The 20721-nt window shown below is 63.9% G+C and carries 20 protein-coding genes and 1 pseudogene; 13 read left to right on the top strand and 8 right to left on the bottom strand.

The features are described from left to right. Positions 1-1722 carry a hypothetical protein gene (locus ACK4FB_RS00280; RefSeq protein WP_409746484.1) on the bottom strand — a complete coding sequence of 574 codons (1722 nt, stop codon included), beginning with the start codon at positions 1720-1722 and terminating at the stop codon, positions 1-3. 192 nt (positions 1723-1914) lie between these two features. Here ACK4FB_RS00280 and ACK4FB_RS00275 point away from each other — a divergent pair, with 192 nt between their 5' ends. The 5 genes from ACK4FB_RS00275 (at position 1915) to ACK4FB_RS00255 (ending at position 5527) form a co-directional block, all read left to right on the top strand. After that, positions 1915-2619 (top strand): response regulator transcription factor, encoded by a 705-nt coding sequence (locus ACK4FB_RS00275; protein ID WP_409746482.1) that lies wholly within the window; start codon positions 1915-1917, stop codon positions 2617-2619. Continuing rightward, positions 2588-4264 (top strand): ATP-binding protein, encoded by a 1677-nt coding sequence (locus ACK4FB_RS00270; protein ID WP_409746480.1) that lies wholly within the window; start codon positions 2588-2590, stop codon positions 4262-4264. Before ACK4FB_RS00275 ends, ACK4FB_RS00270 begins: the two co-directional genes overlap by 32 nt. Beyond that, positions 4248-4712: an HPr kinase/phosphorylase gene (locus ACK4FB_RS00265; RefSeq protein ID WP_409746478.1), complete on the top strand. Its 465-nt coding sequence runs from the start codon at positions 4248-4250 to the stop codon at positions 4710-4712. Before ACK4FB_RS00270 ends, ACK4FB_RS00265 begins: the two co-directional genes overlap by 17 nt. 135 nt (positions 4713-4847) lie before the next feature. After that, on the top strand, positions 4848-5252 hold the full coding sequence (locus ACK4FB_RS00260; protein ID WP_409746476.1) for a PTS sugar transporter subunit IIA: 405 nt from the start codon (positions 4848-4850) through the stop codon (positions 5250-5252). Beyond that, positions 5249-5527: an HPr family phosphocarrier protein gene (locus ACK4FB_RS00255; RefSeq protein WP_409746474.1), complete on the top strand. Its 279-nt coding sequence runs from the start codon at positions 5249-5251 to the stop codon at positions 5525-5527. Before ACK4FB_RS00260 ends, ACK4FB_RS00255 begins: the two co-directional genes overlap by 4 nt. 3 nt (positions 5528-5530) lie before the next feature. Here ACK4FB_RS00255 and ACK4FB_RS00250 read toward each other — a convergent pair whose 3' ends face one another. The 4 genes from ACK4FB_RS00250 to ACK4FB_RS00235 all read right to left on the bottom strand — a co-directional run bounded on the left by ACK4FB_RS00250 (position 5531) and on the right by ACK4FB_RS00235 (position 7677). Further along, positions 5531-5800, bottom strand: coding sequence for a PepSY domain-containing protein (locus tag ACK4FB_RS00250; protein WP_409746472.1), 270 nt, complete (start codon positions 5798-5800; stop codon positions 5531-5533). Positions 5801-6020: 220 nt separating this feature from the next. Beyond that, positions 6021-6434, bottom strand: coding sequence for a hypothetical protein (locus tag ACK4FB_RS00245; RefSeq protein ID WP_409746470.1), 414 nt, complete (start codon positions 6432-6434; stop codon positions 6021-6023). Between the two features lie 207 nt (positions 6435-6641). Next, entirely contained in the window at positions 6642-6935 is a 294-nt protein-coding gene (locus tag ACK4FB_RS00240) for a hypothetical protein (RefSeq protein ID WP_409746468.1), read from the bottom strand. Positions 6936-7029: 94 nt separating this feature from the next. Beyond that, positions 7030-7677, bottom strand: a complete 648-nt coding sequence (locus tag ACK4FB_RS00235; protein WP_409746466.1) for a hypothetical protein — start codon at positions 7675-7677, stop codon at positions 7030-7032. Between the two features lie 103 nt (positions 7678-7780). On the opposite strand from ACK4FB_RS00235, the gene ACK4FB_RS00230 reads away from it, so the two are divergent. From ACK4FB_RS00230 to ACK4FB_RS00195, 8 genes and pseudogenes are all read left to right on the top strand, one after another. After that, the gene (locus tag ACK4FB_RS00230) at positions 7781-8023 is read left to right on the top strand and encodes a helix-turn-helix domain-containing protein (protein WP_409746464.1); all 243 of its coding nucleotides are present in this window, start codon (positions 7781-7783) and stop codon (positions 8021-8023) included. Between the two features lie 112 nt (positions 8024-8135). Continuing rightward, the gene (locus ACK4FB_RS00225) at positions 8136-8327 is read left to right on the top strand and encodes a hypothetical protein (RefSeq protein ID WP_409746462.1); all 192 of its coding nucleotides are present in this window, start codon (positions 8136-8138) and stop codon (positions 8325-8327) included. A 361-nt stretch (positions 8328-8688) separates the two neighbouring features. Then, positions 8689-9339 (top strand): SOS response-associated peptidase, encoded by a 651-nt coding sequence (locus ACK4FB_RS00220; protein ID WP_409746460.1) that lies wholly within the window; start codon positions 8689-8691, stop codon positions 9337-9339. Positions 9340-9425: 86 nt separating this feature from the next. After that, a complete protein-coding gene (locus ACK4FB_RS00215; protein WP_409746458.1) occupies positions 9426-11261 on the top strand; it encodes an N-6 DNA methylase in 1836 nt (611 codons plus the stop codon). Further along, positions 11258-12610, top strand: coding sequence for a hypothetical protein (locus tag ACK4FB_RS00210; RefSeq protein ID WP_409746456.1), 1353 nt, complete (start codon positions 11258-11260; stop codon positions 12608-12610). The genes ACK4FB_RS00215 and ACK4FB_RS00210 overlap by 4 nt, the downstream gene beginning before the upstream one ends. Beyond that, positions 12607-13563, top strand: coding sequence for a DUF4268 domain-containing protein (locus ACK4FB_RS00205; protein WP_409746454.1), 957 nt, complete (start codon positions 12607-12609; stop codon positions 13561-13563). Before ACK4FB_RS00210 ends, ACK4FB_RS00205 begins: the two co-directional genes overlap by 4 nt. Beyond that, positions 13560-14078, top strand: a complete 519-nt coding sequence (locus ACK4FB_RS00200) for a hypothetical protein (RefSeq protein WP_409746452.1) — start codon at positions 13560-13562, stop codon at positions 14076-14078. Before ACK4FB_RS00205 ends, ACK4FB_RS00200 begins: the two co-directional genes overlap by 4 nt. Further along, positions 14075-16888: pseudogene (locus ACK4FB_RS00195) on the top strand (type I restriction endonuclease subunit R); the annotation flags it as partial. The gene ACK4FB_RS00200 and the pseudogene ACK4FB_RS00195, both read left to right, overlap by 4 nt. Positions 16889-17576: 688 nt before the next feature. Here the strand turns inward: ACK4FB_RS00195 and ACK4FB_RS00190 are convergent. The 3 genes from ACK4FB_RS00190 to ACK4FB_RS00180 form a co-directional block, all read right to left on the bottom strand. After that, positions 17577-18398, bottom strand: coding sequence for a hypothetical protein (locus ACK4FB_RS00190; protein ID WP_409746450.1), 822 nt, complete (start codon positions 18396-18398; stop codon positions 17577-17579). 134 nt (positions 18399-18532) lie between these two features. Next, positions 18533-19429, bottom strand: a complete 897-nt coding sequence (locus ACK4FB_RS00185) for a hypothetical protein (protein ID WP_409746448.1) — start codon at positions 19427-19429, stop codon at positions 18533-18535. Positions 19430-19903: 474 nt separating this feature from the next. Further along, positions 19904-20683 carry a recombinase family protein gene (locus ACK4FB_RS00180; RefSeq protein WP_409746446.1) on the bottom strand — a complete coding sequence of 260 codons (780 nt, stop codon included), beginning with the start codon at positions 20681-20683 and terminating at the stop codon, positions 19904-19906. Between the last annotated feature and the right edge of the window lie 38 nt (positions 20684-20721).

The following is a 20721-nucleotide window of genomic DNA, read 5'->3' as shown; positions in this document are numbered from 1 at the left end:
TCACGCGGCCAGCCCGGCCGCCTTCATCAGGGGATGCAACGGCGCCAGGGCGCCCGGCTCGGCTGACAGCGCCGCCCGCACGTCCGGGGCCTTGAACAGGCGTATGGCCTCGGCCCGGGCTCTTTCGGCGACAGGGCCCGGCGGCGCCGTGTCCCCGCTGGCCAGTCTGAGAAGCACGGACAGCTTCCGCACGGGCGACGCCGGGGAACGGACGAGTTGTGCGATCAGCCGGGCGTCCCTCTCCACCCGGTCGGCCGTCAGGCCGATCCGCTGACTGATCTCACGCTCGTCGGGCTCCCCCAGGGCCGCCGCGCAGACCTCTTTATGAAGGGCGGCCAGGGCCGCCAGACGCGAGGCCGCCTGGCTGGCCGGACCGCCTGACAGCTCGGTTTCGAACCTGAGAGCGCCGACGCATGCCGACAGCCAGCGGGCCGCCGCCCGCTTGTTCGCGGCCCCGGTCACATTCTCGCACAGCCTCACCAGGGCCGCCGCCTCATCCAGCGGCGAGGGCGCGCCCGCGGTGTAGGCCCCCACAAAATCCGCCGTGACGAGGGTTCTGGAGCGCTGCACGAAGGCGTCCTGAACCTCTTCCAGCGAGAGCAGGCGGCCGGTGGTGGCCGTCAGGGCCATGGCCAAGGTCCTGAGGATGTCGATCTCGCCGGCGGCGTCGCCCGGCCGCAACCGCCGCGACCCCTTCAGCTCGCGGATCACCTCGCGGGCCATGGCTGCGGCCAGCAGTCGGAACTCGCCCGCCGCCAGTCGTTCCGCCAGCCGCCGGGCCGGGCCGTCGACGGGGGGAACATCGGCTGCCAGACGCGGCTCTATCCGGATCAGCGCCTCCATCTCGTTCGGCGCCACCATGCGCACGATGGCGGCGAGATTGCCGCCCAGGTCCAGCGAGGGCCCCAGAATTTCCGCGCGCCGCGCCGTGGCGGCGAACAGTTCGCACAGGATCTGCTCCACGGCGACCAGCACCATGGCGCGGGGCGGGCCTTCGGCGGGCGCGGCGTCCAGCAGATCCATCATGCGGTCCAGCCGCGCGCGGCCGCCTCTGGCCCCCTTCAGCGCGCCGCAGACCGCGCCGCCCATGAGGAAGCCCCGGTCAGGGTCGCCCTGCAGCGTCTCGGCCAGGGCGCATACGCCGGCGCCGTCGGGGCCCAGATCGGCGAAGCGCCCTTTCCGTCCCGCGTCGATGACGCGTTCCGTCGCCGCCTGCGCCAGCTTCTGATAGTGCCGGATCAGGTCGTGTACCGACAGGCCGGTGGCCTGGCTCTCGGGAACCGAAACCTTCTGCACCGCGTGCAGAAGCTCGACCCCGGAGGCTTCGAGCACCTCGGCCAGATCCGGCCTGTGCAGCAATTCGAAGGGGGTCGCCTGATGACGCGCCAGCCAGTCCTCCAGAACCCGGCCGATCACCTCCCTGGCGTGAGGCGCATAGAGATCCTGCGGCGTCAGACAACTGGAGGTCTGCTCGTCCTGCCTCACGATGCGCCTCTGTTTCACCTCGGGGGCGCCCAGGGACAGGATCGTGATGCTCTGGAACTCCATGGTTTCCGGGTCCAGGGTCTCCTTGGTCACGCGCACGGCGACGGCGCGCTTGTCCGCGATCGTGTCTTCGGCCGTCTCCACCGCCTGCTTCCGGTTCTCCGTCGCCTGCAACAGCGCCCAGGAGTCCTGGAGCGACTTGCGGGTATAAATCTCGTAGTGGACGGGTCCGGCCATTCCAGCCTCGAAAAATGCGTTTCATCGCCATCATGCCGCCCAGCCTTTAAGGTGGCGTGAAACGGCGACGATGAAACAGGGAAATCTGCTCGAGAACGGTTACGCTTGTCGGGCGTTCAGGGGTGTCAAGTTTCGCCGCGCCGCACTATCTGTGATTATGTACGCGGACTTCGGGCCGCATGAGGAGACATCATGGCCAACATCACCCTGGTCGATGACGACGAGAACATCGTCGCGTCCGTTTCGATGGCGCTGGAAAGCCACGGCCACAAGGTGACCGCCTATCACGACGGCGCCTCGGGCCTCGAGGCCCTCGAATCCAGCCCGCCCGATCTGGCCATCCTGGATGTGAAGATGCCCCGCATGGACGGCATGGAGGTGCTGCGTCGTCTGCGCCAGACCTCCGCCCTGCCGGTCATCATCCTGACCTCCAAGGACGAGGAGATCGACGAGATCCTGGGTTTCAACCTGGGCGCCGACGATTACATCCACAAGCCGTTCAGCCAGCGCCTGCTGATCGAACGGGTGAAGGCTCTGCTGCGACGCTCCGGCGCCGAGAGTCTGGAGGCGGACAGCCCCGGCGACGTGGCCGGACGCGCCATAAAGCGCGGCAAGCTGAGCATGGACCCGGCCCGTCACGAGTGCACCTGGGAAGGTCGGCCGGTGAAGCTGACGGTGACCGAGTTCCTCCTGCTTCAGGCCCTGGCCCAGCGGCCGGGCTTCGTGAAGAGCCGGGACAACCTCATGGACGCCGCCTACGACGATCAGGTCTATGTGGATGACCGCACCATCGACAGCCACGTGAAGCGGATGCGAAAGAAGTTCCGCGTGGTCGATCCCGAGTTCGACGCAATCGAGACCCTGTATGGCGTCGGATATCGATACAGAGAAAGCTAGGGCCCCGGACAATCGGTCGAGGGGCTGGGCGCCGCGCTTCAGCGCCCTGCGTCGAAAGCTGGCGGGATCGCGCCTCGGCGGATTGATTCTGGCCCTCAATCTGCTGAGCCTGCTCATCCTGTTCGTGGGCGCCCTGCTCCTGAACGAATGGCGGCGCAATCTGGTCGATGCGCGGCTCGACTCCCTGACGTCCCAGGCGGAACTGCTGGCCAATGTGCTGGGCGAACTGGGCATCACCCAGGGCGAACCCAGCCCCTATCTGGACGCGCTCGCCGCATCCCAGTGGCTGCGGGACAACTTCATCCCCCAGGGGCAGCGGGTCCGTCTCTACGACCAGAACGGCCTGCTGATCATCGACAGCTACACGGTCACGGAACAGATTCCGGGAGAGGCCCTGCAACCCGCCCTGCCCGCGGACGTGCCCCCCCCGGCCCCGGCCGACCCCGAGCGGGAGGGCGTGCGGATCGAGGAGGCCCGCCAGGCCCTGAGCCGCGAAGTGGATCGCGCCCTGGGCGGCGAGCCCCAGACCAGCATCCGGCGCGCCGAGACCGGGGAGCGGGTGGTGTCGGTGTCCCTGCCTGTGCGCCATGTGCGCGACGTGCTCGGCGTTCTGACCCTCGAGGCCGGGGACGTGGACGAGACCCTGGCGGCCCAGAGGCGGGCCCTCATGCCTTTCGCCTTTGTGGCCCTGGCGGTGTCCCTGCTGACCGCCCTGTTGATTCACCTGTTCGTCGCCCGGCCGATCCTTCGCCTGTCGGCGGCCGCCGATCAGGTCCGGCTTCAGCGCGCCCGGGCCATCTCCCTGCCCGATCTTGAGGAACGCAAGGACGAGATCGGGGATCTGGCGCGGTCTCTGGAAACCATGACGGCGACCCTGTCCGATCGCATGGACGCCATCGAACGCTTCGCCGCCGATGTCAGCCACGAAATCAAGAACCCGCTGACCTCCATCCGCTCCGCGCTGGAGACGCTGGAACTGGTCAAGGCGCCGCAGGACAAGGCGCGGCTTACCGTCCTGCTGCAACAGGACGTCAGCCGCCTGGACCGCCTGATCACGGATATTTCCAACGCCTCCCGCCTGGATGCGGAACTGTCCAGAGACCGGCCGCGGCCGGTCAATCTGTCCAGATTGCTGGGCGACATCGTCAGCGTCTACGAAACCACGGCCAGACCTGACGACGTGGCGGTGCGCTATATCGATGGCGCCGAGGACTCCGGCCTGGTCCTGGGCCGGGAGGGGCCGCTGGGCCAGGTTTTCCGCAATCTCGTGGACAATGCCCGCTCCTTCAGCCCGGCGGGCGGCTGTGTGCGTGTTTCCCTGACCGGCGAAGGCGACAGGGTGCGGGTGGTGGTTGACGATGACGGGCCCGGCATACCCGGCGAGAATCTCGAAACCGTGTTCCAGAGATTCTACACCTCGCGGCCCAGGGGGGCGGCCTTCGGGGGGAATTCGGGCCTGGGGCTGTCCATCGCCCGACAGATCATCGAGGCCCATGGCGGCGCCATTCACGCCGAGAACCGCCTGGATTCCCGGGGCGCGGTCACGGGCGCCCGCTTTGTGGTCAGCCTGCCGCGGGTGCGGGCGGGCGCGCCCGCCAGGCCGGTGAAACCGGCCCGGACAAAGACCGATGACGCCGCCGGCTGAGTTGATCCACGCCAACGCCGTCGCCGTCAGGACAACCGGACCGGAGGGCGGCTGGAGGGGCGCCTTGCTGACCGGGCCGTCGGGGGCCGGCAAGAGCGATTTGTCCCTGCGGCTCATTCAGGCCGGCTGGCGGCTGGTCGCCGACGACTATGTGCGGGTGTGGGGCGTGGGCGGCCGTCTCTACGCCAGGCCGCCCGAAACCCTGGCCGGACGCATGGAGGTCCGGGGGCTGGGCGTCATGGGCGCCCCTCATCTGGAGATGGCGCGGATGGTTCTGGTGGCGCGCTGTGTCGGCCATCCTCCGGAGCGCCTGCCCGAGCCGGCTTTCGAGACCTTCGCCGGCGTCCGGCTGCCGCAGGTCGAGATCGAGGCGTTGCAGCCCGCGGCTCCCGCGCGGCTCGCCGCCGCGTTGAGGAGTCTTGGACAGGCCGGTCCTTTGGCCTATTGAAGCCGCTCTGGTCGATGGGCGCCGAGAACCCCGCGCCAGCGACAGCGGGCCCTGGGGCCCGACGGGGGCGTGGAGTCACATGAGGCGTTTCATGGCCAGGTCTGGCATCTCATCATCGGTCGCGGACGGATTCGCATGATCGGACTGGTGATCGTCACCCACGGGGGGCTGGCGACAGAGTTTCTTTCGGCCATGGAGCATGTGGTCGGGCCCCAGCGGGCAACCGCGGCCATCTGCATCGGCCCGGACGACGACATGGAGCGTCGGCGTCAGGACATTGTCGACGCCGCCGCCGCCGTGAACGAAGGCCAGGGGGTCATCCTGCTGACCGACATGTTCGGCGGAACCCCGTCGAATCTCGCCATTTCGGTGATGGAGCAGACCGGGGCGGAGGTGATCGCCGGCCTCAACCTGCCCATGCTCATAAAGCTGGCCGGCGTCCGCCAGCGCGAAGACCTTGAGGCCTGCGTGGCCCACGCCCAGGATGCGGGCCGCAAATACATCGCCGTGGCGTCCTGGGTTCTGGCGGGCGAGAAATGAGCGAGACGGCCAGCGTCACTGTCGACATCTGCAATGCGCGGGGCCTGCACGCCCGCGCCTCGGCCAAATTCGTCAAGCTGGCCTCCGGCTTCCAGTCCGAGGTCAGGGTGACCCGCGAGGGCGTCACCGTGGATGCGCGCTCCATCATGGGCCTTCTGATGCTGGGCGCGGGTCAGGGCTGCCCTATCGACATAACCGCCGAGGGCCCCGACGCCGTCGAGGCCGTCGCCGCCCTCAGCGATCTTGTCGGCTGCCGCTTCGAGGAAGAGCAGTAGCGATCAGTCGTCCAGATCGCGCCGCACGATCTCAAGCGTGCCCGGGCGCAGCTTCAGGTCATATTCGCGGCCGTCGCGGGTGACGGCGTCGTCCACTTCCCAAAGTCCGTCGTCGAGCTCGATGTCTTCCCAGCGCACGAACCCTTCGGCGCGCAGCTTCGCCTCGATGGCGGTGCGTTCTTCCGCCGTCGGCGGTCGGTCGTCATCGGCCATGGCGGGCGTGGCGAGGGCGGCGGTGAGGGAGAGGGCGGCGAGGAGCCTCAGGGCGGACATGGTCATCTCCGTAACGGTGAATGTTACGAAACCAACGCCGGCCCGGGCCGATCGTTTCCTTTAACGGAAGCCCTGACGTTTTCGGGAATGCGCCTGGTGGAGCCGAGGGGAGTCGAACCCCTGACCCAAAATCCAGCAATATCAACAACGGCTTGGACCAACCGGAGCAGCTACGCGATCCTATGCGTAGCAGGAGCGCGTAGCAACTCCGGGGCGGTGGTCAGCGTAGAATAGCGAGCGCGTCCCCTGCGATGCGCACCTTGCCATCGAGCGTTGCCTGGACGAGCTTCTGTTGACCACGTCGTCGTTCATGGTGCTGGTCCAGTTGCGCCATGAGGTCGTCCAGGCCGGTGTTGACGAACCACTCTTTCGCGTCCTCGAAGAAGTGACTGCGGAAGGGTTCATCCCAACTCGTCACCTCTTCCTCTTGGTCGAGGATGAGTTGGATCGGATCAGCTCCCAGCAGCTTGCAGGCCGACGCAATGGCTGCTGGGCTCACATGGGGCTCTTCGACGTAGCTTTCCGCATGGGCGATCAAGCGACGCTTCAGGAACTCACCAACTGGTTCTTTCTCACCCTTTTGGTGCGGGGCTTGGAAGGCAATCAGATCGTTGAGGGTGGCGGGGGTTTTCAAGTTGGATCTCCGTAATCGCGTCGAACGCCGCCGGAGATCATTCTGCCGGTCGACTGACGCGGCTATCCATATATATGGCTTTTTGTGAGCTGGTTCTGGCAAATGCACTCGGCACAACCCCATGGATAGGAAACAGAAAATGAAAACTATCCACAGGGCTGCAACCTTGACGGGCGCAAATGAGGGGTATTCGCGCAGCTCCCGGCCCTAGTTCCCTTCGCCCGTCGGCTGCCAGAGCAGCTTCGTCCCACCGTCATGCTCGACGATGTGCCAAGTGCCGACGGTTGTTCCCGTCCCGACCGTCAGCTCCTCCAGTGAACGATGGCCGTGGTCGATGACGTATCGGACGCCCAGCTTGGCGAGGAAGTTGGTTTCGCCCTTGGTCCGCTCCGCCAGCAACCCTTGGACGAAGGCGACGGCTTCGCCAGTGGTGGGGGCGGTTATGGGTTCATACGCGACGAGCCGCTCGCCCGACCATGTCGTCAAACTATATTTTTGCATCTGGTATTCTCCTTGTCGCTCATTGCGATATTGAAGAATACCAGCTTGAAAACGCTGAGGTTTCGGCTTTTGTCGCGGGAGTTCCGGGAAAGCGTCAGTCCGTCCTGAGACGGGTGACCAAGGCGTAACCGTCGTCACCGATCCGGCATTGTCCGGTAGACCTAAGCCCGCTGAAGTCGTCGCTGCTGGCTTCCCATGTCAGCCGCACGCTCCAGGACGTGTCGTTTCGATCCGCCGTTGCGGACACGGTCGTCAAAGTCGCTGGCCGGATGTCCTCGTTGAAGCGCCGTTCTAGAACCTGTCGACAAAGATCCTGGGCTGCCGCTTGGTCGGTGACCTCCCCCGGAGACGCCATCTGCCAACCGAAAAGGCACCGCTCCATCGGGCTCGATAGCCCAGTTGCACCTCTACATTCGCGATAGTCCGTGTCGAAGGCGCACTGCTCCACCTCCTGAATATATTGCATGGATGCGGGGATGCTGTTTCCAGCGGGGTCCAGGCTGACGATGCCCACTACGGATACGAACTTGATCGGTTCGCCATAACCCCCAAAGCCGTTCCTGCCCCGGACAATGCCGCATACCTTTTCGTTACGCACCTCGACATCCGAGAACTGTGCGGACGACGGGTCGCGCAGTTCTTGGGCCACGCTCGCCTGGGCCACCTCGATCATCGCGGCTTGATCCCGCCGCGCCTGCTCGGCTTCGCTCACACAACCACCGGCCCCGATCAGCACGGCCATCGGCACACAACGCAACGCTTTCACTAAGCACCCCATGAACCCGTTATGGGTTATCCCGAAACGGGTTCTAACCGGGTTGTCGCCTTTCGCAAGCGGCTTCCCGATGACTTCGACCCTCCATGATCCAGACTACCGGGTGTTCGTCTCGCACCTGATCGCCCTGCGTCGGGAAAAGGGGATCACTCAGGCGACGCTGGCGGCAAGGCTAGGAAGGCCACAGTCGTTCGTTTCGAAGAACGAGCGGTTCGAGCGGCGGATCGACCCGGCGGAGTTCCGGCAGATAACCGTGGCCCTCGGCTGCGATCCCGTCGAGCAGTTCGCCGCCATTGTGCGCAAGCTCGCATGAGTGTTTGCACCCTTCTCGCGTGACGCCATCCACACGATGTTCCTGCTATGTTCTTGTCAGCCCGCTGCGCCCGTCATAGGGGTCAAACGTCGGCTGGCGCAGGAGATGGAACATGAAGACGGACTGCGGGGACATCGAATTGGTGCGGCTGGTCGCCGGACTAGCCGTGGAAGGCGCTGACGGCAGGGCAGGACTGCGCACGCTGCTGCGAGAGGTCGAGGCCAAGTATCCTGGAGAGATCGAGCGCATGGCCGCCGCGCTCCAGCTCGACAAGTCCGGAGCCCGTTGTCCGCGACGCGCCTGATGGGTCGACGTAATCCAGATCGCTACAGCGATGAGGACTGGAGGCTTGCGGGTCCAACGGTGGGGGTGATCCTCTCCAATCGCTGGCCGGTCTACACCGAGTGCGACCTGTGTGAGCTACGGATCGAGGCGGATCTCAAGCGGGTCGCTCGGGAGCGTGGCCCCAATTACGTGCTTTGGGGTCGAACGGCTCGATGTCGCCGGATGGGCTGCCCAGGCAGGGTGACCTTCTGGTGCAGGCCGCACGGCGCACTCTCCGATGTCTGTATGACGGCCCGACGTTGAGGTGGATGGCAGGACTGGCGATGCCATCTGCACGATGCCTGGGGTGACAGGTGACGCCCCCGGTGTAGTCTCTCTCCATGTGCGGACGCTTCGACACCAGCCACCTGACCTGGCGTGACATCCATGATCAGCTGTCGAGGTTCGCGAATGTCTCGACCCCGCCCCTGAACATCGAGCCAAATGACGACGTTCGTCCCACCACCCGGCAGCTGACTGCTCGCCTCGTCGAAGGCAGCTGGGTGATCGAGAAGATGCGCTGGGGTCTGGTGCCCTTCTGGCGGTCAGGGAAGCCCCTCAAGGACACCGAGAAGGGCAAGGGCGACGGGTTCAAGCTGACCACCTTCAACGGTCGCTGCGAGACAGTTTCAACCTCAGCGGTATTCAAGAGGGCGTTCGCTGGACGCCGGTGCGTCGTCCCCGCGTCGGCCTGGTATGAGTGGACCGGGGAGAAGGGCGCGAAGGAAAAATGGCGCTTCAGTCGGACGGATGGAGCACCGGTATTCTTCGCCGGGATCTGGGATCAGGCTGAGACCACCGACGATGGCAAGGTGGACAGCTTCACTATCCTCACCATGCCCTCTGGAGGCCCGCTGGAGCGCTTTCACGACCGCGCCCCAGTCATTCTCGATCCGGAAGAGATCATGCCCTGGGTGACTCTCTCTGGGGCTCCTGAGGGGTTCTACGATCCAGATCGATGCGGACGGTTCCAGGTGGCGCGTGCGGCTTGAGCTTGTATGAGCCCGAGGATCGGTAAGGCCACGCTTGCCGGGCTGCCGTTCAGCTGTGCTATTCGAGGCTGCTTGGGGAGCAGCGCATGAACCACCAGTCCTTGTCGGCCTTCATCTGGTCGGTCGCCGACCTTCTGCGGGGAGACTACAAGCAGTCCGACTACGGCAAGGTGATCCTGCCGTTCACGGTGCTGCGGCGGCTGGATTGCGTGCTGGCGGCGACGAAACCGGCGGTGTTGGCGGAGTTCGAGAAGCGGTCGGGTGAGGGCCTGAACCCCGAGCCCTTCCTGCTGCGGGCGGCTGGGCATAGCTTCTACAACACGTCCAAAATGGACATGGGCAAGCTGATCGGGGACGCCGATCACATCGCCCAGAATTTGTATGCCTACATCCAGGCGTTCTCGCCCGCCGTGCGCGACATCTTCGAGCGGTTCGAGTTCATCGCCCAGGTGGACCGGCTGGCGAAGGCTGGCCTGCTGTATCAGGTGACCGAGAAGTTCGCCCGGATCGATCTGCACCCCGGCGAGGTGGACAACCACCAGATGGGACTGGCGTTCGAGGAGCTGATCCGCCGCTTCGCCGAACTGTCGAACGAGACGGCGGGGGAGCACTTCACCCCGCGCGAGGTCATCAAGCTGATGGTGTCGCTGCTGTTCGTCGAGGACGACGATCTGCTGTCGAAGCCCAGCGTGGTGCGGACCATTTATGACCCCACGGCGGGAACCGGTGGGATGTTGTCGGTCGCTGAGGATTATCTCGCCGGCCTCAACCCGACAGCGAGGCTCACCATGTTCGGTCAGGAACTGAACGACGAGTCCTATGCGATCTGCAAGGCGGACATGCTGATCAAGGGGCAGGATGTCGGCAACATCGTCGGCGGGAACACCCTGTCAGACGACGGCCATCCAGGCCAAAAGTTCGACTACATGCTCTCAAACCCGCCGTTCGGTGTGGAGTGGAAAAAGGTCGAGAAGGTCGTCCGCCAAGAGCATGAGCAACAGGGCTTCAACGGGCGGTTCGGGCCGGGGCTGCCCCGGGTATCCGACGGGTCCCTGCTGTTCCTGATGCACCTGTTGTCCAAAATGCGCCCGGCGTCAGAAGGCGGCTGCCGGTTCGGTATCGTTCTGAACGGCTCGCCGTTGTTCACCGGCGGAGCGGGGTCGGGGGAGAGCGAGATCAGGCGCTATCTGCTGGAGAGCGATCTGGTCGAGGCCATCGTCGCCCTGCCGACCGACATGTTCTACAACACCGGCATCTCGACCTATGTCTGGGTTGTATCGAACCGGAAGCCCGCGCATCGCAGGGGCAAGCTCCAGCTCATCGACGGCAGCGTATTCTGCCGGAAGATGCGCAAGAGTCTGGGGTCGAAGCGGCGCGAGATGTCGGACGACGACATCGGCACGGTGACGCGGCTTTTCGGAGCGTTCCAGGCGGCACAACTGGTGACCGTCACCGGGGCGGACGGCAAGGAGGTCGCCCGCGAGGTGGTCCTCGAAGGCGAGACGCCACCGGCTGCCCCGGAGGGAGGCAAGGTTCGGCGGCAGCCCCTGTCCCGCCTATTCGACAATGCCGACTTCGGCTACCACACGATCACTGTTGAACGTCCCCTGCTGGACGACGATGGGCGGCCCGTGATGGGTCAGAAAGGTAAGGCCAAGGGCAAGCCCATGGCCGACAGTGCTCTGCGCGACACCGAGAACGTGCCGCTGGTCGAGGATGTCGAGACCTACTTCAGGCGGGAGGTCCTGCCATACGCGCCGGACGCCTGGATTGACGAAACAAAGACGAAGGTCGGCTACGAAATCCCGTTCAACCGCCACTTTTATGTGTTCGAGCCGCCCCGTGATTTGGCCGAGATCGACGGGGATCTGCTGGCCGTCACCAACCGGATCAAGGCCATCATCGAAAGGCTGGCGGCGTGAAGGAAAGCGCCTACGACAGCTATCGAGAAAGTGGCGTGCAATGGTTGGGCGAGATCCCGACCCACTGGCATGTGACGCGCCTGAAGCACGTCGGTGAGGCAATCACTGGGCTGACCTATTCTCCGGAAGACGTGGTAGCGAACGATGTCCAAGGAACCCTGGTTCTCCGATCCTCAAATGTCCAAGGCGGTAGGATCGCCTTAGATGACTGCGTCTACGTCAAGTGCGACATACCGGACAAGCTCCGCACCCGCGCAGAGGATATTCTGATTTGCTCGCGAAACGGCAGTCGAGCTCTGATCGGCAAGAATGCCCTCGTTGGCCCGTCACTGACGGGGCAGACCTGGGGAGCCTTTATGACAGTCTTCCGAACCCCGGATGCACCGTTCCTTTATTGGATAATGAACTCGCCGATTTTCGCTTACCAAGCGGCGACGTTTCTGACGTCCACAATCAATCAACTTACTATCGGCGATTTAAATAACTTCGAAGTTCCCGCTCCTCCAGCCTCGGAACGCTCCGCCATCGCCGCCTTCCTCAATCGCGAGACCAGCAAGATCGATGCGCTAATTGAGGCGCAGCTGAGGCTAATCGATCTACTGAAGGAGAAGCGGCAGGCCGTTATTTCCCACGCCGTCACCAAGGGCCTCGACCCGACCACCCCGATGAAGGACTCGGGCGTCGAATGGCTGGGCGAGCTGCCTGCGCATTGGAAGGTGCTTCCCTTGAAGCGCGACCTGGCATTTCTGACCAGCGGTTCGCGAGGTTGGGCGGAGCACTATGCGGATGAGGGTGCGCTGTTCATCCGCATCGGCAATCTCACTCGAGACACTGTGGATTTGAACCTGGCAGACATCCAGCGAGTCGCGGTCCCGCCCGGGGCCGAAGGCGAGCGAACTCGAGTGAAACCTGGCGACGTGTTGTTTTCGATTACCGCATTTCTTGGATCAGTGGCGGTTGTCCCGAACGATGTGGAGGACGCATTCGTGAGCCAACATGTCGCTCTCGCCCGCCCAGCACAGGTCAGCCTTCTTCCACGTTGGATTGGCTACGTCACGCTGTCGCGGGTGGGAAAAACCCAACTCGAGATGGGCGGCTATGGTGGCACGAAGGTTCAACTGGCGCTGGGTGATGTGGGTGACCTCCTGATGACTGCCCCGCCACTTGAAGAGCAGGCGCTGATCCTCCGCGCGCTGGAGCATCAGCTGACGCTCTTCTCGGATCTGATGAGCGAGGCAGAGTCGGCAGTTAGGCTTCTGCATGAGCGCCGCAGCGCGCTAATTTCAGCCGCTGTCACCGGCAAGATCGATGTGCGCGGCCATGTTCCCGAACAGGTGGAGGCGGCATGACCGACATCGGTATAGGCAAGCTGGAGCGCGTTGCTCTGCGCGAGGTTTGGCGGCACGAAGCCTACGATTTCACCCGCTGGCTTCAGGAAAATATCGACGTCCTGAACAGCACCCTCAACCTCTCCCTGGTCAACGTCGAGCGCGAGCAGGCTGCCGGAGCCTTCAGCATCGATCTCGTCGCTGAGGTTGAAGGCGGCGGCAAGGTCATCATCGAAAATCAGCTGGAAAGGTCGAACCACGATCACTTGGGCAAGGTCCTAACCTATATGGTCGCGATGGAGGCTCAGACCTCCGTTTGGATCGTATCGGAGCCGCGCCCTGAGCATGTCTCGGTCATCGCCTGGCTGAACGAGTCCAGCAGTTCGGACTTTTACCTCGTCAAGGTCGAGGCTGTGCGGATCGGGGGGTCGCCGCCAGCGCCGCTGCTGACCCTGATCGTCGGTCCATCCGCCGAGACCGCAGCCGTTTCCCGAAGCAAGCGCGAATATGCGGAACGGCACGATTTGCGGCGCGGTTGGTGGACGCGCCTGATCGCCCGACCAGATGCAAGATCTCACAGCCACATCACCCCTGGCGAGGCGCTCTACATCGGCGTGAACACCGGGTGGCGTGGCCTGAGCTGGAACTACGTCATCACCCAGCATGACTGTGGGGCCGAACTCTACATCGACCGGGGCAAGGGGGCGGAAGAGGAAAACAAGGCCATCTTCGACCGGCTGTCGGAGAAGCGCAGCGAGATCGAGAGCGTCTTCGGTGGCACCTTATCTTGGGAGCGGCTCGATGACCGCCGGGCGTGCCGCGTGAAAGCGCGCGTGAACACGGGCGGCTATCGTGCGGCGGACGATCAGTGGGACGCCATCCAGTCAGTCCAGGTCAATGCCATGAACCGCCTGCGGCGGGCTTTGGAGCCGCATGTAAAGGCGTTGAAGCTCTCGTCGGAGGCGTCGCAGTGAACATCAAAAAACTGATCGCAAGTCTTCCGGCGCGGTCGGAGGCAGAGCGCAGCGACATGCGACTGAAGGCCGAGGCTTGGCTGGCGTCCGGAGACGTGGAAAAGGCGGCGCAAGCAGCTGAACTTCTCTCGGCGCTGAATGATATCGAGGCTGCCGCCATTGAGGTATTCGAGCGGACGCCGCTATCGAAGCGCGTTTATGAAGCCTTCCGGAGACGTCCCTGGTCTGACAATGAGCGCAAGCTGATCCAGTCGCTGCTCGATCATCCGGGCAGCACGACGACCGAGTTGAACAGACTGTCGGGATTGGGCGACAACATGGTCTGGCAGATGCACTTCGGAAACATGTGCAAGGCCCGGACAGATCTTCTCGGGCCGCCGCCGCTCGCAGAGAAGCGTGGAGCACCGTTCTGGAGCGGCCTCCTCGCCGATGCTGAGATGCCGAGCAACCGCTTCACCATGAAGCCAGAGGCCACCGAGGCGTTTGCGCGCCTCGGGCTGAAGGCCACCAAATGAGCGTCCACAAGGAGCTCAGTTTCGAAGACGAGATCTGCGAGCACTTGAGCGCCAATGGGTGGCTCTATGCGGTCGGTGACCACGCGGGACACGACCGGAGCCGGGCGCTGTTCTCCGCCGACCTAACGGCATGGATCCAGGACAGCCAGCCCGCCGCATGGGCCTCCCTTGAGAAAACCCATGGGGCCAGCGCCGGGACCATCCTCGCTGACAAGCTGAGGAAGGCGCTGGACGAACGCGGAACGCTATTTGTGCTGCGAAATGGTCTGGACGTCGTCGGGCTGAAGACAACACTAGCAATGGCACAGTTCAAGCCCGCCATGGGCATGAACCCCGACATCGCCGCCCGCTATGCGGCAAACCGGCTGAGGGTCGTGCGGCAGGTGCGCTACTCGACCTCGAACGAGAACGCCATTGATCTGGTCCTGTATCTGAACGGTCTGCCGGTCGCGACGTCGGAGCTGAAGACCGACTTCACCCAGAACATCCGCGATGCGGTCGATCAGTATCGCTTTGACCGTCACCCCAAGCCCAAGGGGCAACCGGCGGAGCCGCTGCTGACCTTCCCGGGCGGTGCGCTCGTCCATTTCGCGGTCAGCAACAGCGAGGTCGAAATGACGACCCGGCTGGACGGACCGGCGACGCGGTTCTTGCCCTTTAATCAGGGCGACCACGGGGGCAAGGGCAACCCCCTGAACCCATCGGGGCACCGCACGGCCTATCTGTGGGAGCAGGTGTGGCAGCGAGACAGCTGGCTGGAAATCCTGGGTCGTTATCTGGTCACCAAGCGGGACACCAAGAAGGCGATCACAGGCGTGATCTTCCCGCGCTATCACCAGTTGGACGCGACCAGGAAGCTGACGGCGAAGGTTCTGGAGGAAGGTCCTGGCGGACGTTTTCTGATCCAGCACTCGGCGGGGTCCGGCAAGACAAACTCCATCGCCTGGTCGGCGCACTTCCTGTCCGAGCTGCACGACCCCGCCGACAACAAGCTCTTCTCGAGCGTAATTGTCGTCTCCGACCGGAACGTCATCGACAGCCAGCTTCAGGACGCCCTGTTCGACTTTCAGCGGACCACCGGCGTGGTCGAGACCATCAAGAGCGACGGCGGTTCCAAGAGCGGCCAGTTGGCAAAGGCGCTGGCCGACGGCAAGAAGGTCATCGTCTGCACGATCCAGACCTTCCCGTTCGCCCTGGAGGCCGTGCAGGAGCTGGCCGCGACCGAGGGCAAGGCGTTCGCGGTCATCGCCGACGAAGCTCACAGCAGTCAGACCGGCGAGGCCGCGTCCAAGCTGAAGGAACTGCTGTCAGCCGCAGAGGTCGCCGAACTGGCGGACGGCGGCGAAGTGTCGAACGAGGACATTCTGGCAGCGAAGATGGCGGGGCGGGCCGACGACAAGGGCATTACCTACGTCGCCTTCACCGCGACGCCGAAGGCCAAGACGATGGAGCTGTTCGGTCGCAAGGGTGACGACGGCCTGCCCGCGCCGTTCCACGTCTATTCTATGCGGCAGGCCATCGAAGAGGAGTTCATCCTCGATGTCTTGAAAAACTACACCCCCTACAAGCTGGCCTTCCGTCTCGCCCACGACGGACGGGACTGGGAGGACGCTGAGGTCGAGAAATCGGCAGCCAATAAGGCGATCATGAAGTGGGTGCAGTTGCACCCCTGGAACATCAGCCAGAAGGTCCAGATCGTCGTCGAACACTACCGCGAAAACGTTCAGCCGCTGCTCGAAGGCAAGGGCAAGGCCATGGTGGTTCTGGGCAGCCGAGTCGAGGCGGTCCGGTGGCAGCTGGCGATCCAGAAATACATCGCCGACAAGGGCTACACGCTCGGGACGCTCGTCGCCTTTTCCGGTGAGGTGAATGACAAGGCGTCGGGCGAGGACCCGTTCACCGAGACCAGCGCGACGATGAACCCCGGCCTGAAGGGGCGGGACATCCGCGACGCCTTCGCGGGACCGGACTACCAGCTGCTGCTGGTCGCCAACAAGTTCCAGACCGGGTTCGACCAGCCGCTGCTGTGCGGCATGTATGTGGACCGCCGACTGGCGGGGATCCAAGCCGTTCAGACCCTGTCCAGATTGAACCGGGCGCATCCCGGCAAGGACACGACCTATATCCTGGACTTCGTGAACAGCTCTGAGGAGGTGCTGACCGCCTTCAAGATGTATTTCGAGACGGCAGAGCTGGAGGCGGCGACCGATCCCGACCTGATCTTCGCCCTGCGCTCCAAGCTCGACTCCGCCGGACACTACGATGACTTCGACGTGGACCGGGTGGCGCGGGTCGAGCTGGACCCGAAGGCAACCCAGGGCCAGTTGATCTCCGCCTTGGAGCCGGTGGCGGACCGGGTGCTGAAGGCGTTCAGCGGGGCGAAGCAAGCGCTGACGACTGCACTGGCGACCGGCAATGAGAAGGCCGCGTCGGACGCCCGCGACCACATGTCGGCGCTGGACCTCTTCAAAGGGGACATGGGCGCATACCTGCGCCTCTACAGCTTCCTGAGCCAGATCATCGACTACGGGAACACCGACATCGAGAAGCGGGCGATCTTTTACCGGCGGTTGCTGCCGCTGCTGGAGTTCGGGCGGGAGCGGGAAGGCGTTGACCTGACCGGCATCAAGCTGACCCACCACACTCTGAAGAACGAAGGCAAGCGCGACCTCGTCTACGGTGTTGGCGAGACGCCGAAACTGCCCGGCGTGTCAGAGGTTGGGTCAGGGGGCATCCACGAGAAGGAGAAGGCCCTCCTCGACGAGATCATCGCCCGCGTGAACGACCTGTTCGGAGCCGACACCACCGACGGCGATCAGCTCGTCTATGTGAACCAGGTGTTGAAGGGGAAGCTGCTGGAGTCCGACGAGCTGGCCCAGCAGGCGGCGAACAACACCAAGGCCCAGTTCGCCAGTTCGCCCACCCTCGGCAAGGAACTGCTGGACGCCATCATGGACGCCCTCGTCGCCCACAACAGCCTCAGCAAACAGGCGCTGGAGTCCTCGAAGATCCAGGAGGGGCTGAAGGACGCCCTTCTAGGGCCGGGTCAGTTGTATGAGGCGCTGCGAGCTCGGGGCGGCAAGTCGATCCTCGATTAACAAGGAGCCGTCGCACGCCTTACGCAGACCGGCCCCCCTATAAGGGCTCGGCAATATCTATCGTCGGCGGCAGGAGGCCGGACCGGTGTTTTGGGCGTTTCCGATGTGCACCCCGAACATCTTATACCCATGGGCCAACTCTCTCCGATCCTATCGTGGCCTGCACTGGCTCCTGGATCGCCCTTACATAAGACCCGGTTCCGGGCCGTTTGCCCTGGGTATCGCGAAAAGTGGTGCCCAGGTGTTGCATTGAAATGGTCAGCTGGGCCCATCCTTATAGAGGCCCTTTCAAGACGCCGGGATATAAGGGTTAGCCCAAGGCACGGTCGGCACTGAAGGGACCCTCATGGCGGAGGGCGAGCGGCTGGTAGGACTTCGTCTTTCCCCCCAGCCCCACGCATCACCCGACGCCCAGTCGCTGCTCCTGCTGCATGATCAGGCCCTGCAAACTCTCTACGAGGCCCTCCGGACAGCGGAGATAATGACGCGACCGGTCCCTGGGCAGCGCCAGCTCAATCAGGCCCCAACAACCCTTTTCGTGGAAGAGCCGCTCGATCTCGGCCTTGAGCCGCAGGCGGGTCATGGGGGCCACCTCCACTCCTGCCCGCTGCTCCCGGACATGCTCGTCGACAAGGACCTCGATGCACCGAGCGACCAGGCTGCGCGCCCGGGTTTGCTCGTCGAGTGTGCTGCGTAGCGCTCGAACCTGTTCGAACCTCCAGTCCGGTGTCAGCACCGTCCGGTCGTTCTCCTCGGTCAGATACCAATACGACCGGGAGAAGATGAACCGGATTGCCTTGCGACAGGCGTCCACCGACACGGGCTGGTCCAGGCCCACATATCGACGGGCGTGCCAGCGGGTATCCGGATCATCAAGCCCGGCGATCTCGACCTGGATCTTCCGCTCCCACTCGGGGATGGAGTCCTCGAAATGCGCGACGAGGTCATCAAGGACTGTGTCCCGGATCCGGCGTTCCAGGTTGCTGAGCAGGGCTTCGGCGACAGCGTCCTCGGGGGTGTCCGGAAGCTGGAGGGAAAAGCGGCGGATCGAGGTTTTATCCATCGACGCGGCCAACTGGACCACGCGCCCGCAAATCCATGCGCGGGCTTGGTCCCGGGCCTTCCAACTCTCTGCGGCGGCAAGGCTTTCAGAGAAGTCGTCGTCTTGCTCCACCGAGAGGGTGACCGGCGATAGCGCGACCAGCTTCAGACGCCAGTCCATCCCGCTGAAAACGTCATCGAACGCGCGCCAGGCCATCGTCGACGAAACGGTTTGAGGGAGCGTTTGCCAAGGACCTGGAGGTGTGGGACGGACTGGTCCCCCTGCGGACGCCGGAAGAGTATCGACAGGCATAATCATGCCTCCTCCACCCCGATCCGCCGTTCCTGTTGACGGACCAGATCCCAGATTTCCGAGGGCAATGCCGTTGGCAGCGTGAGACCTTCCATCACCCGATCACGCTGGATAACGGCGTCGATCAGGCCCCAGCTTCCATCCTTCACGACCCGTTCGCGCAGGTTGGCTTCCAGTGTCGACAGGAGGTTGTTCACGTCGCCTGTCGGACAAGAAGCCAGACTGGCCTCCAACGCGCGGAGGACGAGGTTCCTAGCCCGGGCCTTCAGATTGGGGTCGTTGCGGGCGGCCCTGGCCTCACGCATCTTCCTCTCCTGACCGACGAGGATCAGTCTCTCCTTATCGCGAACGATCTGTGGCTCAAGGGTCTGGAACACGTAGTTCAGCCCGGCCCTGATCTCCTTGGGATCGCGTTCCTGGTCGAGGCCGGAATATCGCGCAACCTGATTGCCCTGCTCCGACGGCAGCGTCGCGATTAGCGTCCTCAGTCGCTCTGCCCAGACGGTGGGACGAGCGTCGAACAACTTGGTCAGTTCCGAGCGTAGTCGCCCGACGACCGCATCCCGGATAACCTGCAACGTCTTCGCCCGAGTTGTGGCGCAGGAGCGAACCTCTTCGGTGGAATGACCGAGGACCCGGAGACGGTTTTCATCCAATGACGCCGCGATCTCCAGCACGCGCATCGCCATGTAGCCGCGCGCCTGCTTCTGGAAGTCAGAAGTGCCTGCGCCGTCCAGGCAGAGCTGAAAGCCGACGTCGTGGTCGACGTCCAGCGTCAGTGGATCGAAAGTTTCGAACCGGAGGGTCCAGGGCAGCTTCTGGACATGATCAAAGGCCGCCCAAGCGGCACCGTCGTTGATGGAGGCCGGAAGCGAGGCTCCGGTCGTTTCTTGTGACATGAAAATGGGAAAAGTTCGGAGGGAACTTGGGGCCGGGAGCAGCGAAGTGCAGCATCCTGGGTGAGGTGCTCGTGGGTCCGGAAGGACATCCGAAGAGCAAAGGAACTATAGCCGATCAATCAACCAATGTCGACCTCCGGCCCCCGAATGGGATGACCAGCGTCGGGGCGCTCGGAGCGCGCCGCAGGCGCAGCGGAGGCGTCTCGATGCTGGTCGCTGCCGTTGCCGAAGGCGACGGCTGACGCGGCGCTGTCTAAATATTATCGATTATCGTCTATGTAGATGAGTATTTTATAGTTCTTAAGAACGTGCGCCTGAGCCTGCGGGCGTGTGCGCGTTATTATAGACGAAATCGTCTAATAAGCAAGCCTGCCGGTGTAGGCATTTTGTTGCTGATCAGCAGATAACGACGATGCGCGAAAAACGCTCCAGGAGCGCCGGTTCGGGTCGGCTGGGGCCAGTGTGCCGAGAAGGTCAACCCTCCGACTCAGCGGTCCTCCTTGGGGCCTCGGGGGGCATATAGTCCTCGCCGGTAGGCCCGCAAGTTTCCGGCTGTGCTGTGACGCTTAGACCCGACGCATGACCCGCTCTGACCGGGAGGCGAGATACCTGCGCGGGTGACCACTCTCCGCCTCGTGGCGCAGCGATGCATCGGGCGTTCAACTCCCGGGCGATGCCGCGCCAGCTCGTGACTCCCGCGCGCCTGATGTCGTCAACAATAGCGAGGCACTCGACGGCACGAGCCGCAGCGCGGCCTCGACGAACCTCAAGAGAGCGGGTGCGTCCGCCCTCCGAGTGCCCCTCGATACGGAATGTCCCCCGCCGACCACCAAGGGTGACGCCACGTTCGCGGGCGGCGGCAAGCGCAACCTTCGTTCTCTGGGAGATCATCTCCCGTTCCTGTTCCGCCATGGCTGCCATGATGTGAAGCGTGAAGCGGTTGGCGGATGGCATGTCCACAGCGACAAAATCCGCTCCCTCCTCCATCAGCCGGGATATGAAGGACACGCTCCTGGAAAGGCGATCGAGCTTCGCGATCACCAGCGTCGCCCCCCGCAGTCGGCACTCTCGGAGCGCGGCGTCCAGTGCGGGGCGATCAGCACGGGTTCCGCTCTCCACCTCTTCGAACTCGGCGATCAGCGCGTTGTCCCCGATGAAGCGCTTCACGGCCTCCCGTTGCGCATCCAACCCCAAGCCGGACTGACCCTGCTTGCGGGTGCTGCACCGATAATATGCGACGTAGCGCTTGGACATTCGTTACATTTGCTTCAACGGTCGTTGAACCAAACGTA

It is taken from the genome of Brevundimonas sp. (assembly GCF_046299535.1).
In the GTDB taxonomy this organism is placed as follows: domain Bacteria; phylum Pseudomonadota; class Alphaproteobacteria; order Caulobacterales; family Caulobacteraceae; genus Brevundimonas.
The sequence above is the reverse complement of the archived record's forward strand: the minus strand, read 5'-3'. Positions and strand labels throughout refer to the sequence as shown.

Bases quoted from the DNA above. Each gene is read 5' to 3' on its own strand.
- ACK4FB_RS00280 (WP_409746484.1), bottom strand. From the start codon at position 1,722: ATGGCCGGACCCGTCCACTACGAGATTTATACCCGCAAGTCGCTCCAG.
- ACK4FB_RS00275 (WP_409746482.1), top strand. From the start codon at position 1,915: ATGGCCAACATCACCCTGGTCGATGACGACGAGAACATCGTCGCGTCC.
- ACK4FB_RS00270 (WP_409746480.1), top strand. From the start codon at position 2,588: ATGGCGTCGGATATCGATACAGAGAAAGCTAGGGCCCCGGACAATCGG.
- ACK4FB_RS00265 (WP_409746478.1), top strand. From the start codon at position 4,248: ATGACGCCGCCGGCTGAGTTGATCCACGCCAACGCCGTCGCCGTCAGG.
- ACK4FB_RS00260 (WP_409746476.1), top strand. From the start codon at position 4,848: ATGATCGGACTGGTGATCGTCACCCACGGGGGGCTGGCGACAGAGTTT.
- ACK4FB_RS00255 (WP_409746474.1), top strand. From the start codon at position 5,249: ATGAGCGAGACGGCCAGCGTCACTGTCGACATCTGCAATGCGCGGGGC.
- ACK4FB_RS00250 (WP_409746472.1), bottom strand. From the start codon at position 5,800: ATGTCCGCCCTGAGGCTCCTCGCCGCCCTCTCCCTCACCGCCGCCCTC.
- ACK4FB_RS00240 (WP_409746468.1), bottom strand. From the start codon at position 6,935: ATGCAAAAATATAGTTTGACGACATGGTCGGGCGAGCGGCTCGTCGCG.
- ACK4FB_RS00235 (WP_409746466.1), bottom strand. From the start codon at position 7,677: ATGGCCGTGCTGATCGGGGCCGGTGGTTGTGTGAGCGAAGCCGAGCAG.
- ACK4FB_RS00230 (WP_409746464.1), top strand. From the start codon at position 7,781: ATGACTTCGACCCTCCATGATCCAGACTACCGGGTGTTCGTCTCGCAC.
- ACK4FB_RS00225 (WP_409746462.1), top strand. From the start codon at position 8,136: ATGAAGACGGACTGCGGGGACATCGAATTGGTGCGGCTGGTCGCCGGA.
- ACK4FB_RS00220 (WP_409746460.1), top strand. From the start codon at position 8,689: ATGTGCGGACGCTTCGACACCAGCCACCTGACCTGGCGTGACATCCAT.
- ACK4FB_RS00215 (WP_409746458.1), top strand. From the start codon at position 9,426: ATGAACCACCAGTCCTTGTCGGCCTTCATCTGGTCGGTCGCCGACCTT.
- ACK4FB_RS00205 (WP_409746454.1), top strand. From the start codon at position 12,607: ATGACCGACATCGGTATAGGCAAGCTGGAGCGCGTTGCTCTGCGCGAG.
- ACK4FB_RS00190 (WP_409746450.1), bottom strand. From the start codon at position 18,398: ATGGACTGGCGTCTGAAGCTGGTCGCGCTATCGCCGGTCACCCTCTCG.
- ACK4FB_RS00185 (WP_409746448.1), bottom strand. From the start codon at position 19,429: ATGTCACAAGAAACGACCGGAGCCTCGCTTCCGGCCTCCATCAACGAC.
- ACK4FB_RS00180 (WP_409746446.1), bottom strand. From the start codon at position 20,683: ATGTCCAAGCGCTACGTCGCATATTATCGGTGCAGCACCCGCAAGCAG.